This window comes from Aquimarina besae (assembly GCF_042434905.1).
Classification (GTDB): Bacteria; Bacteroidota; Bacteroidia; order Flavobacteriales; family Flavobacteriaceae; genus Aquimarina.
In genome coordinates, this window is sequence record NZ_CP170199.1 from 1,656,623 (window position 1) to 1,669,251 (window position 12,629).

The following is a 12,629-nucleotide window of genomic DNA, read 5'->3' on the forward strand; positions in this document are numbered from 1 at the left end:
AACAACTTTTTTTGAGCATCTTTTGAATATAATTTATTTACTTTTGAATAGTTTTCAAAGATGCTCAAACCTCTAATATTTTTACACTTAAAAATAAAAAGAATAATTATGAATAATAAAATAAAAAGAATTTTAGCTACTGTAGTGGACATATCCTTGATTATATTTATCGTTTATATTACAACACTAATTGAAAATAATTTTACCAAATTCACAGACGTTCCTATCAATACAGGTATATTTTTAGGAGTTTTTTACCTATACTTTATTTTACCTGAGTTCTTTTTCCAAACAACGGTTGGTAAAAATATTTTTAAGATAAAGTTAGATATTCAAAAGAAAAGTTTTTTAAATTTAATTAAAATTGTTTTAAGAAATTTATTTAATCTATTAGAATTGATAGTGCCTATATTATATATAATTCCTGTTTTAGTATGGAATAAAAAATTAGGCGAATATTTAAGTAAAACAGAACTGGTTTATGAATAAATTTGTTTTTTCCAAAACACCTTATTTTTTGATTCTTCAAAAATTCTCCATTAATTTTTTGGGGATGGAAAAAGAGATTGTAGTAAGAAGTAATTTGCTACATCATAAAACAGAATTCAATATCAGGTTTGATAACAAAAAGGGTAAATTGAGAATAACCGGTAATAGTTTCTCAGAAACAGCTTTTAAAGGATCTTTTGATAACGCCATTTTGGAAATAAAACAATCTTCAAAAGAAATTAATATTAAATACAAGAATATTATTTATGATTTCATTTTTCAAGAAAACCTTTTAACTGGTCTTTTCGTGTCTAAGAAAAACGTGGGTATCGTAAAACAAGACAAGATTACCAAATTTGGATCGGAAAAATATTATGGGTTTATTCAAGAAACTATCCCTATTGAAGTTTTACTATTTTTTTTAGTTCTATTCTATAAAATATATTCCAAAGACGATTTTGTCTATTACAAAAACAAAGGTTTTACATCCCTAAACCCCAGAATAGAATGTAATCCAGAACTAGTTTTAAAAACTAAAACTCAATTTAACTCAAAATAATCGGATACTTAAATATCAAAACGGTTAAAAGAAAACCTAGTAACTAGATAATTTTTACTCCAAAACACACCCATAAACATGTTTGGGAAGAAATTTATGCTATAATATTTGGCTATAAATATTATAGGCACATGGTAACGCATTAGCCTTTAATAACACTATAGTAATAGAAACTCCATCGAATAAAATGAAAAAAATACTGATTATACTATTATCACTGAATTCAATTACAATTTCAGCACAAGACACAACTCCGCAAACTACCAAACATCTTTTAAAAGGAAATTTATTGATTACTCCAGGTTTGGAGTATGAGAGAGCCATCACAAAAAATACGACTATAAGTCTTCAATTAGGAACAGAACTGGGTGGCATAGAAAATGAGGAACTTAATGAAACTCGTTTTGTGGTGTATCCTGTGCTAGATATTGACTATAGATATTATTACAATTTTAAGAGACGAGCAAGAAAAGGAAAAAACACCAGTAATAATAATGCTAATTACTTCGGGTTGGCAAATACCTATACACATACTGATACATTATTTGATGATATCGATCCTGATGATGCCTATTACATCTCCATAGCAGTTGTATATGGTTTACAACGTACTTATTGGAAAAAACTAAACCTCAGATTTGAGGCAGGTGCGGGATATGGATTTAGTGATACACAGGAAACCTTTGTCCCTGTTTTAAATTTCACGCTTGGTTGGGTTTTCTGGAGTCAATCAAAATAGAAAAAAATGAAACAAGAACAACAACTTTTATATAAAGTCATGCAAAACTTCGAAGGAATGCAAAAGATTGAAGTCTTTGACGTTCTGCACAAAATCGAAATATTGCTTTTTCAAACGAAAAGCCCTATTACCAGAGAAGGGATTGCCCGTATTATCAATTCAGAAATTGATAGGAATAAGGATGTGGATCCATTACAATTTACGATTCTTCCTAATGGAAATTTTTGTGAATTTGTTGGATCAAATACTTGGATCCATATCTATAAAGAGCAAAAAAGAGGGTTGTTAAACTATGGTTTATTGGAAACTTACTATTTCAAAACCAAATACGCACCATTAGAGCTTAGTAAGTTGACTAAAAGAAATTTACTGGAATATATACAAGATACCCCAGAGGAACATAAAGTGAAACAATTTCTGCAATCACATCGAATTTCAAAAAAGGATATGATGACAAATAAATTACTATTGCTTAGCCTTTAAAAGGTGTATAATAATCCGTTTACATAATTTAAAAATCAATAATGATGATAACATAAATACTCAATAAGGGAAAAAAAATAACTAAACACAAATCGTCTATGGAATCATTAGATATACTCTATCGTCTTTTTCACGAAGATCTACATCCATTGACCAACCAACAAACAAGAGAATACTATCATACAACTATTGAAAATTTAGTACAAGATGGGGGACAAAAAATTTTAACAAGTTCAAAGGAAGATATCCGTTCCGTAAGATTCCAGTTTTACAAATTATTATTGTCGGATACACAAAAAAAAATCCAAAGGGAACTTCATCAAAGGGTATTTTTAAATTATTCGGAAAAAGAACAAATTAAATCTATAGTTCAGAATTATCAAGGGTTAGTTCTTAATTACGGACAGATCATAGAAAACAACTATTTATCTAGGGAAAATGAATTATCCAAATTTCATATTTCCCCAGATATGAATGATAGTGATATATTTAAACTGATCTATCAAACTCTGGATAACATTTTGGATTACTTAGAGCAGATTTTTTATGAATATCTTGATTACTCCTTGCCAGTATCCCATCAGCAAAAGCTTTGGTTTATATACAAAAACAAAAGACTGGCTGATATTATTATCACAAAATTGCACAAAACAGATATTTCCAAAGAATTCTGTGAGATGATTATTGCGCCATTGCTAAGAATAAGGAATAACGAACTACCTATCCTATCTTATGAAAATAAGGCTTATCTTATAACGTATCTAAAAGTATTTAAAAAGCTACTAACAAAAACACCTAAACCATCATTTGAAACGATTTGTAAGGTTCTGATAAGTCTGGAATTTAATACTTTTAATATCTTCTTTTTTATCGAAAATCATTTTAGATCCCAACTGGAAAACTTAAACTCCAGAAATGAGCTACTACAACTTTATTTATTGAAAAGGAATGTGGTCACTATTAGTATTACCAGTACCCAAAGATACAATTCTAACTTACCCTCATTAAAAGAGCAATTGCTCATATGGTTGGATGAGGAAATTAAACTGCTTAAAACAAATCTTAAATTTAGCTCTGATACCGAGGAAGAAAACTTAAAATCGTCTATAAATCAAGAGAAAAAAATGATTGAACTTACTGTTTCAGAATTATCCCTAATTGCACGTCTTATGTATGAGTCAGATATTCTAAAGGGCTCCAAAAAAAACTTTTTCCATTTTCTTTCAGATTCATTCAAGACTAAAAAATCTAACACTATTTCAGTAGAAAGCCTCAGTAATCGTTATTATTCTATCAACAAAGCCACATTCCGATCTGTAGATGGTATTTTAAGGATAATGCTATACAAACTTGAAAATCTTAAAAGGAAAACCTAAGTATAGTTGTAAATTTAAATACAACAGTTATCTGAACGATCAAACATGCATTATCGAAAAGAGTATACTTTGCGAAATCATAAATAGTCTTCAAATGTAAAAGACTAACCTTTTTCCAATCGTAATCCATCTAAGTAAAAGACAAGATTTCGATTAATATTTTATGTCAAAAAACATTTAAAAGTGTTAATGTTTTAACAATTTAGAGGAAGCCCCAGTAAAACTAGGGGTTGTTCCAAGTTGTGTTTTGAAACGTAAAATTGACGTTTCCAAAGCATTTTTTGAGCTGTTTGTTAACGGATTACAGGTTATTTGTGTTAAAATTCAACATTATAAAAATTGTAAATAATTGTATTCCAAGAATTTATGCCAGGTGTTTAGGGGTTGTACAACCGGTTTACAACTGTTTTGGTTTAATTTTTTGTATTTGTTTTATCTCAAAGATGCTGAAGCGGTGTTCGAGAAAATATTTCAAGCTCGGACTTTTCAAAAATCGATGGTCACAGGATCCTTAGTTGCAACAATGATTCGGTTATTTTTTGAAAACAGGTCTTCGCATCCACTTCAAACAAAGTAGAACAGTTAAAATACCAAAACTTAGATATGGAATTGATCATATTTGAAAAAGAAGCCTATTATAAAATGATGGAAGAATTAATGGGCATGATGTATAAAGTAATGCGGGAAGCCAAGGAAGATGCAATAGATGCAAAGGCTAAATCCAAAGATTTCATTGGGACTAAGGATGCCCTAAGGTTATTAGGGCTTAAAAGTAGAAATAGATTGTATGACTTAAGGGATCAAAAAGTCATTGAATGGTATCAGCACGGTCGCAGGGTACTATATTCCAAAAGAAGCCTTATTAAATATTTGGAGAGTCAAAAAATCTCTTAACTACTTATGATTCAGTATGGGATGGTTGGACAATAAAGACCATCCCTTTTTATCTCATTACAAACAAAATTTTAATTATGAAAAAAGATCCGGCAGTATTATGGTACACCAATGATTTTTTAGAAGGGACCGCTGATTTATCTCCAGAAGAAATCGGAGTATATACTATTCTTTTATGTTATCAGCACCGTAGAGGTTTTTTACCTGATAATCTCAAGAAACTATCTCGATTGGTTCGTTTACAGCAGTCAGAATTTGAACCCATTTGGAAAGAAGTAAGCGAAAAGTTCGTCTCGTATGCGAGTGTTTTTAACCAGAGTAGCGACCCTACATGCGAACTGTTTAGCGATGATCTAAAAGGAAAGATTGTCAACCGCAGAATGTTTATCGAAGCCAAAAAGCGAACCAATTATCTCGGAAAAAAAGCAGTTTTTGCCGTCGTAGGGAATTGGTTTCGACATCATTCTACGGCAAAAAAACTTCGCAAATCACAAAAAGAGAAAATAAAAAAGCAGATTGATTATCCATTTATCTTTGAAAGCCTTTTAAATAAAGAGGAAATCGAGGATTATATAAACAAGATCGCTGATCGCTTTCTCAAGGGAAGTGATCAGGGAACGCTTTTTTTAGAAAATGAAGATGTAAATGAAAATGTAAATGTAAATGAAATTGAAGATGAAAATGAAAATGAAAATGAAGATGTAAATAATATTATAGAAGGGGTCGAAATTCCAAAATTTGAAAAATTAGCCAATGACAATTTCAAAGAACGACTTGGAGTTTTCTTTTCTCAAAACGGGATGGTCCGTTTTCGAAAGGTAGAAGCATTTCTTCAAAAATTAGGCTCTAGTGGAGAACTTGAAGAATTCGTCCTTCAAAGTGAAGCGTATATGGCTTACAAAAGAGCTTCTCAAGAGCGTATTCATGGATGGAGAGGATATACTAGTTCTTGGAGACAGACAGATTGGGTTGGCAAACTGAGGCAGCTACGTTTTACTGAAATGGATCAGAAAAAGAAGTTTTCTATCAACCGATAGCAGTATGGCAAAAGATAAAAACAGACTTCCATCTCATCCAAAACGTATGGATGGGATGGATAATTTTAAATCAATTTTAAGCGATAAAAACAATCAAAACCGCAGAGTATACGATAAAGATAAAAAACCGCAAGAAAATACTTTTAAAACTCATAATGGCGATGAATTAGTTGTTGTTACCAAAAGTCTATTGTGGAAACTATTTAAAATTGCGTACAGAATAGCTCACAAAAAAATGTTTATGGAAACACCAGATACATTAGCCAATATAGCACCGATTATCGAATACTTTGCTAGGGATGCTAGATTTTTCAATCGTAAACAACTAATCACCTATACCAGTGGGATAAAACTAGAACCAAGCTTTAACAAAGGGTTACTCATCATAGGAGGGTATGGAAACGGAAAGACTACAATTATGGAAGCTCTCGGATTGGTATTTGACTATTACAAAATGCCCATGCGATTCAAGGCGTACAAGGCTCATAATCTGGTCACAGAATACGAACGGATTGGAGCAGATCGGACTTTTTCAGAAAGCTCTAAATACCAGTTCTATCATCGCCTTACTTATGCCAAAGGCTTGTATATCGATGATGTCAAAAAAGAACGGGAAGCTTCCAATTACGGGAAAGTTAATCTCATTCGCGATATCCTTGAGAAACGTTATGATAACAAAAAAGGGAAAACTTATATTACCTGTAATTACCGTGACGGTGATGATCAGAATAATCTGGAAGATGCACTAGCAGAATTCGGGGAGAAATATGGAGGGCATATCTATGATCGTTTATTTTCAATGTTCAACATCATCGAATTTAAAGGCCACACACTCAGAAGATAAAAATATGTGGAAAACATGTTTTCCATTTTTAGGAAAGATCTCTAGAAAACAAATGTAAACCATCATTTTAATGGGACTAAACCGATACCCTGTATTTGGAAAACATGTTTTACACTTGAGTTGTTTGTTATCAGGATTTTTCTAAAAAAGATAGGAATATTAGGTAGATCCAAGTTTTCTTTTAAACACGGTTTGCTAAATCACAAGTGGTCTTCCCTAAATATTACAGGTGTATTTTTTAAAAAAGTTGTTCTTTTGAGTAAAATATTAATTCTCGGGTTTTATGAAAATCAAAATCATTTTAATTCTATTATTCCTATTGTTCCCTTTAAGCTCCGTTAAACCATGTAGTTGTGTATCAAATGAATTGCCATTTCGTAAAAAGATAAAAGAAGCGTTTGAAAATGCAGAACTCATCATAACTGGAATAGTTGTTGATCTGAAAGAAATCCTTAGCTATGCATCGAGTATCTATTCTGGAGGCCCGATTATTTACACTTTTGAGGTTACTAAAATAATCAAAGGAGAAAGTAAAGTAACTAGGTTGGATATTTTATCGGCTCGCAGTGATGCAAGTTGTGGATATCGGTTCCGATTAGGAGAAACTTACTTGGTGTATGCTATAAAATCAGAACATTTCAGTAAACAAACAGGAATTGAATCCAGCTTTATAACATCGGTATGCAATCGAAATAAGCTATTAAATGATACTGAAAAGAGAGAAATAAATATATTACAACGGATGTCTAACCGATAATAGCAATATTCAATAAAAGTGATTCATTCATCTACCCCAAAGAATTTATGAATTAATCGCACCTCGTATGGATACAATAATTGCCTTCTCCCCGTATCCAATTCTTCAATTTCTTTCAGTTTTCTTCGTAACGTTTGTCGGCTGATGCCTAAAAATTCGCTTAATTCTTGTTTTGTTTTGAAGGTAAATCGCATGTGCTATTGTTTATTAATGTCGTTTAATGTGTATTAGTGTTGTGAAGAGTTTCAATACATAAAAAAGTACTTCAAAACCCTCCATGCATTCCTAATTTACTACTCTTTTTGTAAAAAACAACTTTTATTTTCCAAAGAATATTACGTCCTTTTTTCATCCATTTTTTCTAGGTTACTTTGACTGAAAATCAGGACAAAATGTTTAAATGGATCGCTGGTGGATTAGCCACTTTTTTTTCGATACGATATTTATCCCGTTTGCAAAAAGCGAGTACGAATATCACTTCCAGAATTCGGGTACGGATCCATAAGGTGAACCTTACAGGTATCGAATTAAAAGCTATGGTACAATTACAGAATCCCAATCCAGTAGCATTGCGGTTACAACATCCTTTTGTCAAAATTTTACATAATAACAAGCTACTCGGAAGCTCTACTGTTGAGAATACCGTGATTGAAATCTCAGAAAACAGCCAAAAGGATTTTGATCTGAATATTAAATCCGCAGGATGGCTTACACTAATCCAGATATTGGGGACCAGAGTTGTCAGTGATATCCGCAATGGAAATCCAATCGCCTTAGATATTCAAACCCAGATCATCACCCGTGTTAACGGATTGCCCTACGAACAAACCGAGAATATTATCCTACAACTCTGATGAAAGCACAACATAAAAGACATATAAATGCTACAACAAGCTTTGATCATTTGATTCCAAAGAGTGTCGGGAGGGATGAAGTTATTGTAGGTTCTGGAAAAGCCAAGTTGGAAGATACCCTACAACTAATGAAACTCGTCATACAAGATACTTTATCAGATACCCGGATGCTGGCAGCTATATTAAAAGGTTCCGACGTAACCGACACGAGTAGGAATATCTGGGATTTCGTGTATCAGCATATCCAATACAAAATGGATAAAACAGGAGTAGAACAGGTGCGCAGACCTTCAAGGACTTGGGCAGATCGAATGACAGGAGTAGATTGTGATTGCTATACTGTATTTATAGGAAGTATCCTTACCAATCTTGGGATTCCATTTAAGATGAGGATTACCAAATACGGGGGGAAACATCATTTTCAACATGTATATCCAATTGTTCCTACTTCGAATGGTCATATTACCATCGATTGTGTGGCGGATCAGTTCAATTACGAAGTCCCCTACTCCGAAAAACAAGACATAGTCTTGGCTAAAAGGAATATATCAATCGATGGCTTGGGGACATTGAGTGGGGTTGATATGGCGGATATAAGTCTGGATGCATTGGAGGAATCACCGATTCCTTTGCACAAAATTATCTCCCATAAAAAATTACCACAAGTTATTGCTGATCATTCTAAAGAAATAAAACCTTTTGTGATCGATAAAAAAGGGAAAGTCTTGTCTCCTTTTCGATTGGATAATGGAAAACAGATCAAAACGATAACACCTAAAAAAGATTTTAATCTACTGAACTTTTTAATCCTTTCAGGGATATCAGTAGCAGCAGGAATTGGAGTATTAAAGTTATTGACTGAAAGTGCCAGAAACAAAACTGGGGGTGCCAGAAATAATACACGCAAGGCGAACAAAAACAAACAAAATAAATAATAAAAGGGGATTTTGACCTCACTCATAAATAGTTAGGATATGGAATTACACAGATTAGACGGCTTCGGTGCCACGGGATTAGATGCTTTAGATATAACAGAAATTAAAGGTACGAGTGAGATAGTAAATGGAGTCTCTAACTCCCCAGAGATTGCTTATGAGATATTGGACGATGAAGGAAATGTGGTGATGTATGCAGATATAGACGAAAACATCTATGTGATTGACGGACTTGGAGGCTTTTTTAAAAAGATAGGAAAAGGACTCAAGAAGTTTGGTAATAAAGTGATCAAACCTGTGGTTAAGACATTCAATCGTTTTTTAAATCCTGCCACGATCTTGCTTAGAAATGGATTTCTGTTAGCTATGAAAATTAACTTGTTCAAGGTAGCTGAGAAATTACGCTATGGATATTTGAGTGAAGCTGAGGCAAGAAAACGAGGAGGGGATTTAAACAAGTTTAACAAGATGAGAAAAGCTATTTCTAAAGCGGAGAAGATTTATGAAATGGCTGGAGGTAAGAAAAAGAACCTTAAAAAAGCTATTCTCAAAGGAAAAGGTAATAAGGATAAGCAAGTGCCACTAAGTGGATACGCATTGGGAAGCCCATTCGATGATGGAGAGCCAGATGTTTTCAATGATCCATTTGAAAAGTTTGTAGTAGAATCTGATCCTGATGTGGTAGAAGCTTTCTTAAACAATGAAATACAGATCGAAGGATTAGGAGCAATTGCCAGTAGTGCATCTATCGCGGCAGCGACCAGTGCGGTTGCAGGAGTTGCAGCACTCGTTGGTAAGATTGGTAATATTTTCACCAAAGGAAAAGAGGTAAAAGAGCAGGCAGAAAGTCTGTTTAAAAAACCAAAACAAGTTCCTCAAATGCAATTGCCTCCTGTGAAGTTTGGGGACCCTAGATTTCAGCAGTTCCCTGTACAGAACTTTACGCCTCCCTTTCCGGGACGTCCTATGAATCCGCAAGTAATTTCTCAGAATAAAACATTGCCTCAAAACACAAATATAAATGCTCTGGAAAAGGAAAACTTTTTTAAAAAGCATAAAACACCAATTCTTGTTGGAGCAGGATTATTGGTAGTAGGAACAGGAGTGGCTATTGCTTTAAGATCGGGTAAAAAGAAAACATCCAGACCAATATCTGGAACTCCCAGTAGGCGAAGGCTAAAAACCATGCAAAGAGATGAACTAGGAAGGTTTACTAAAAATAGGGGAGCCCGAAGTCGTAAAAGTATAAGCCGAAGAGCTCCAGAAAAACTAGTGGCAAAAGCACTTTTATAAACAATTAAAACAAAATTTAAAATGAAAACAAAATCAAATACAAAAGGCAGCCTACTGGAAGTTGGGAAACATCTCAGCACAGGTGTATTAGGAATGGTGGCTGGATCAGCCGTAGGAAGGTACTCTCTCGCGCTTGGTGCGCTGACCATTTTCGGGGGAGCCTACTACGGTAAAGACTGGATCACTTCCGCAGGAGTGGGAATGGCATTCTCTAATGGGTTTGGAGGGAAATCACAAGCTAATAATGGCGTTGATGGGATTAAGGATAATCTGGATGATGCCAAAGACAGAGCTGTCAATTCCCTAAAAGCCATTGGTAAAAAATTATATCTAGATAAGCTTTCACCATCCCTTGCTCAGAAACTTGCACTTGGAAATATCGAAGACCGTCCACTCGTTTTCATGGGGTCTGAAGTAGCCGATACAGGAGATTTTGATACAAGTGAAGTGGATGAGATTATCCGTAAGATTGAAAACGGAGAACCATTACCTACCATCGATGTTCAAGGGGACTTTGCCAATGGCTTTGATGGAAGGATGATCGCCGAAGATGTAAATGGAATCGATATGATGGAATTAAGCGGAGCTGAAGATATCTCCGAACTCAATGCGGTAGCTTGATTCTAATACAAAGTATAGAATATAAGACTATAACAACTTAATATTTTGTACTCACTACTTAATACTCATTACTAAATACTTATATAAAATGAATACAATGAAAAAAAGCTCAAGATCACAATTCTTAGAAATTGTGAATGCTCATATCTCCCTCAGAGATCAGGCAAAAAAGTTTGATCCTGCAATGGTTAAAGTGGCTACAGGTATTAAAGAAGGGAGACTACAACTAGCAGATACTGCATATTATGCAATCAAGTTTGCAGGGAACAAAGCCAATATTGATATGTTTGAAACCCAAGATGCTAAAGAGATTGGAATCACAAACGTTACACAGGCTAAGCTTCAAAAGGATCGCCTTTTCCTATGCAATCGTATTATCCTTTTGGCAGCAGAAATAGAAGGAGATCTTCCAGGAAGTGATTCTGAACTCAAAAGAGTGATCAAGCAAACCAATTTTGATAGTATCAAAAAAGTGGGTGGATTACAGAATGGTGTTTTCTCGCTGATAGCCAATAAGAAGATCATTATCGATGAACGCCCGATGCAGGAGTTCGCTACTGACGGTAATACGATGCTGAATCTAGGAACTTACTTTTTAGAAAGCCCACGCTTTATTCGTGATGATGAGGAATTCGAATTCAATATCGAGCTCGGTGATGATGCACCGGAGAAAGCACTCATAAAAGTGGTACTGGCCGGAACAGCGACCGTCCCAGCCTAGTCTGAGGCTGACAGTCAAAAATTGAATAATTTAATGTTTAATACTGTTGGATGAATACAGAAGAAAAAGAAAACACAAAAGAAACAAGGGTTGTTTTTTCCTTTAAAGTGGAAAAGCAAAACGGACTGATAACGGTAGATAATTTTGAGTTACCGAAACATACGAAGCTTGTTAAAGGGATTCAATTGATATCGGATTATCCGGATCGATTGTACTATCGTGGAAGACAGCGGATTGAAATTGGTGGAGAGGAACTCTTCCCTGATAGTTTTGAGAGTAAGATACTAATGTCTTCATTAAGTGTTGCTCCAAGAGAACGCTTCTTTGAATTGGGAGATGTATTACCTGGAGACCTTTCTGTAAAAGTACGATTTGAAGATAAAGATCATAGCAATGCCACTTTTGAAAGAGGATATATGGTAACCTTAGTGATCCTAATTCAAGAACGGTCATAGACCATATTTGGGAAGAAATCCACAATGGACATTAAATAAAAAACTATTATGAAGTGTATAATCAAAGGAAAAAACAATAAAAGTGTCAACGGCACGGTTATAGTGCGTAGGAAGTTTGTCCCTATAAAACTTTTAATCGAAAGGGAAAATCAATTTTTGAACGCAGGGGCAAAACTTCCATTTACTACTTCTAAAGTAAATGCGCTTTTAGTGACTTCTATGGTTGAAAAAAAGTGTAGTGATACTCCAATAACTCCAAGATACTACTTCGGGATTACTGATTCTAAAATGGAAGATGATCGTTTTCTTCAATTAAATAATGGTATTGAATATAACAGTGCATATCCACCAGATATTTATGAAGACCAACAGATTACAGGATGGTGGTATTTTGCACACTCTGCAACTGAGAGACTTCCATTTTATCAAGGGGATGGTTTTTTAGAACCATTGGAAGATTACAAACAATTAAGCCTACAGTTCGAAGGACAATGCAATCCTGATCTTTTCTTTTTATGGAGTGGTCTTTACACGGGAAATGCTTTTATAACATTTGAAGAGTACACATAATT

General features: G+C 34.1%; 17 protein-coding genes. 16 read left to right on the top strand and 1 reads right to left on the bottom strand.

Annotated features, from left to right (window positions below; all coding sequences use genetic code 11):
- Positions 1 to 108: 108 nt before the first annotated feature.
- From ACE94K_RS07085 to ACE94K_RS07125, 9 genes are all read left to right on the top strand, one after another.
- A complete protein-coding gene (locus ACE94K_RS07085; RefSeq protein WP_378181980.1) occupies positions 109 to 489 on the top strand; it encodes an RDD family protein in 381 nt (126 codons plus the stop codon).
- Positions 482 to 1,048: a hypothetical protein gene (locus ACE94K_RS07090; RefSeq protein ID WP_378181983.1), complete on the top strand. Its 567-nt coding sequence runs from the start codon at positions 482 to 484 to the stop codon at positions 1,046 to 1,048. The genes ACE94K_RS07085 and ACE94K_RS07090 overlap by 8 nt, the downstream gene beginning before the upstream one ends.
- A gap of 187 nt (positions 1,049 to 1,235) precedes the next feature.
- Positions 1,236 to 1,787, top strand: a complete 552-nt coding sequence (locus ACE94K_RS07095) for a DUF3575 domain-containing protein (RefSeq protein ID WP_378181986.1) — start codon at positions 1,236 to 1,238, stop codon at positions 1,785 to 1,787.
- A gap of 6 nt (positions 1,788 to 1,793) precedes the next feature.
- Positions 1,794 to 2,270, top strand: a complete 477-nt coding sequence (locus ACE94K_RS07100) for a hypothetical protein (protein ID WP_378181989.1) — start codon at positions 1,794 to 1,796, stop codon at positions 2,268 to 2,270.
- 98 nt (positions 2,271 to 2,368) lie between these two features.
- Positions 2,369 to 3,646 carry a hypothetical protein gene (locus ACE94K_RS07105; protein ID WP_378181992.1) on the top strand — a complete coding sequence of 426 codons (1,278 nt, stop codon included), beginning with the start codon at positions 2,369 to 2,371 and terminating at the stop codon, positions 3,644 to 3,646.
- A gap of 603 nt (positions 3,647 to 4,249) precedes the next feature.
- Positions 4,250 to 4,540 carry a helix-turn-helix domain-containing protein gene (locus ACE94K_RS07110; protein WP_378181995.1) on the top strand — a complete coding sequence of 97 codons (291 nt, stop codon included), beginning with the start codon at positions 4,250 to 4,252 and terminating at the stop codon, positions 4,538 to 4,540.
- A gap of 77 nt (positions 4,541 to 4,617) precedes the next feature.
- Positions 4,618 to 5,577, top strand: a complete 960-nt coding sequence (locus ACE94K_RS07115) for a DUF1376 domain-containing protein (protein WP_378181998.1) — start codon at positions 4,618 to 4,620, stop codon at positions 5,575 to 5,577.
- A 4-nt stretch (positions 5,578 to 5,581) separates the two neighbouring features.
- Positions 5,582 to 6,421, top strand: a complete 840-nt coding sequence (locus ACE94K_RS07120) for a hypothetical protein (protein ID WP_378182001.1) — start codon at positions 5,582 to 5,584, stop codon at positions 6,419 to 6,421.
- 283 nt (positions 6,422 to 6,704) lie between these two features.
- Positions 6,705 to 7,178, top strand: coding sequence for a hypothetical protein (locus ACE94K_RS07125; protein WP_378182004.1), 474 nt, complete (start codon positions 6,705 to 6,707; stop codon positions 7,176 to 7,178).
- A gap of 23 nt (positions 7,179 to 7,201) precedes the next feature.
- Here ACE94K_RS07125 and ACE94K_RS07130 read toward each other — a convergent pair whose 3' ends face one another.
- Positions 7,202 to 7,372, bottom strand: coding sequence for a helix-turn-helix domain-containing protein (locus ACE94K_RS07130; RefSeq protein WP_378182007.1), 171 nt, complete (start codon positions 7,370 to 7,372; stop codon positions 7,202 to 7,204).
- 198 nt (positions 7,373 to 7,570) lie between these two features.
- Between ACE94K_RS07130 and ACE94K_RS07135 the strand changes: the two genes are divergently transcribed.
- The 7 genes from ACE94K_RS07135 (at position 7,571) to ACE94K_RS07165 (ending at position 12,627) form a co-directional block, all read left to right on the top strand.
- Positions 7,571 to 8,032, top strand: a complete 462-nt coding sequence (locus ACE94K_RS07135) for a hypothetical protein (protein WP_378182010.1) — start codon at positions 7,571 to 7,573, stop codon at positions 8,030 to 8,032.
- Positions 8,032 to 8,967, top strand: coding sequence for a hypothetical protein (locus ACE94K_RS07140; protein ID WP_378182013.1), 936 nt, complete (start codon positions 8,032 to 8,034; stop codon positions 8,965 to 8,967). Before ACE94K_RS07135 ends, ACE94K_RS07140 begins: the two co-directional genes overlap by 1 nt.
- 39 nt (positions 8,968 to 9,006) lie before the next feature.
- On the top strand, positions 9,007 to 10,260 hold the full coding sequence (locus tag ACE94K_RS07145) for a hypothetical protein (protein ID WP_378182016.1): 1,254 nt from the start codon (positions 9,007 to 9,009) through the stop codon (positions 10,258 to 10,260).
- Between the two features lie 93 nt (positions 10,261 to 10,353).
- Positions 10,354 to 10,881: a hypothetical protein gene (locus tag ACE94K_RS07150; RefSeq protein ID WP_378182019.1), complete on the top strand. Its 528-nt coding sequence runs from the start codon at positions 10,354 to 10,356 to the stop codon at positions 10,879 to 10,881.
- A gap of 97 nt (positions 10,882 to 10,978) precedes the next feature.
- Positions 10,979 to 11,602, top strand: a complete 624-nt coding sequence (locus ACE94K_RS07155; protein ID WP_378182022.1) for a hypothetical protein — start codon at positions 10,979 to 10,981, stop codon at positions 11,600 to 11,602.
- A 50-nt stretch (positions 11,603 to 11,652) separates the two neighbouring features.
- Positions 11,653 to 12,057 (top strand): hypothetical protein, encoded by a 405-nt coding sequence (locus ACE94K_RS07160; protein ID WP_378182025.1) that lies wholly within the window; start codon positions 11,653 to 11,655, stop codon positions 12,055 to 12,057.
- Between the two features lie 48 nt (positions 12,058 to 12,105).
- Entirely contained in the window at positions 12,106 to 12,627 is a 522-nt protein-coding gene (locus ACE94K_RS07165; RefSeq protein WP_378182028.1) for a hypothetical protein, read from the top strand.
- Positions 12,628 to 12,629: the final 2 nt, after the last annotated feature.

What these genes read in the sequence shown, in the direction of transcription:
- ACE94K_RS07085 (WP_378181980.1), top strand. Translation starts at nt 109, where the DNA reads ATGAATAATAAAATAAAAAGAATTTTAGCTACTGTAGTGGACATATCC.
- ACE94K_RS07090 (WP_378181983.1), top strand. Translation starts at nt 482, where the DNA reads ATGAATAAATTTGTTTTTTCCAAAACACCTTATTTTTTGATTCTTCAA.
- ACE94K_RS07095 (WP_378181986.1), top strand. Translation starts at nt 1,236, where the DNA reads ATGAAAAAAATACTGATTATACTATTATCACTGAATTCAATTACAATT.
- ACE94K_RS07100 (WP_378181989.1), top strand. Translation starts at nt 1,794, where the DNA reads ATGAAACAAGAACAACAACTTTTATATAAAGTCATGCAAAACTTCGAA.
- ACE94K_RS07105 (WP_378181992.1), top strand. Translation starts at nt 2,369, where the DNA reads ATGGAATCATTAGATATACTCTATCGTCTTTTTCACGAAGATCTACAT.
- ACE94K_RS07110 (WP_378181995.1), top strand. Translation starts at nt 4,250, where the DNA reads ATGGAATTGATCATATTTGAAAAAGAAGCCTATTATAAAATGATGGAA.
- ACE94K_RS07115 (WP_378181998.1), top strand. Translation starts at nt 4,618, where the DNA reads ATGAAAAAAGATCCGGCAGTATTATGGTACACCAATGATTTTTTAGAA.
- ACE94K_RS07120 (WP_378182001.1), top strand. Translation starts at nt 5,582, where the DNA reads ATGGCAAAAGATAAAAACAGACTTCCATCTCATCCAAAACGTATGGAT.
- ACE94K_RS07125 (WP_378182004.1), top strand. Translation starts at nt 6,705, where the DNA reads ATGAAAATCAAAATCATTTTAATTCTATTATTCCTATTGTTCCCTTTA.
- ACE94K_RS07130 (WP_378182007.1), bottom strand. Translation starts at nt 7,372, where the DNA reads ATGCGATTTACCTTCAAAACAAAACAAGAATTAAGCGAATTTTTAGGC.
- ACE94K_RS07135 (WP_378182010.1), top strand. Translation starts at nt 7,571, where the DNA reads ATGTTTAAATGGATCGCTGGTGGATTAGCCACTTTTTTTTCGATACGA.
- ACE94K_RS07140 (WP_378182013.1), top strand. Translation starts at nt 8,032, where the DNA reads ATGAAAGCACAACATAAAAGACATATAAATGCTACAACAAGCTTTGAT.
- ACE94K_RS07145 (WP_378182016.1), top strand. Translation starts at nt 9,007, where the DNA reads ATGGAATTACACAGATTAGACGGCTTCGGTGCCACGGGATTAGATGCT.
- ACE94K_RS07150 (WP_378182019.1), top strand. Translation starts at nt 10,354, where the DNA reads ATGGTGGCTGGATCAGCCGTAGGAAGGTACTCTCTCGCGCTTGGTGCG.
- ACE94K_RS07155 (WP_378182022.1), top strand. Translation starts at nt 10,979, where the DNA reads ATGAAAAAAAGCTCAAGATCACAATTCTTAGAAATTGTGAATGCTCAT.
- ACE94K_RS07160 (WP_378182025.1), top strand. Translation starts at nt 11,653, where the DNA reads ATGAATACAGAAGAAAAAGAAAACACAAAAGAAACAAGGGTTGTTTTT.
- ACE94K_RS07165 (WP_378182028.1), top strand. Translation starts at nt 12,106, where the DNA reads ATGAAGTGTATAATCAAAGGAAAAAACAATAAAAGTGTCAACGGCACG.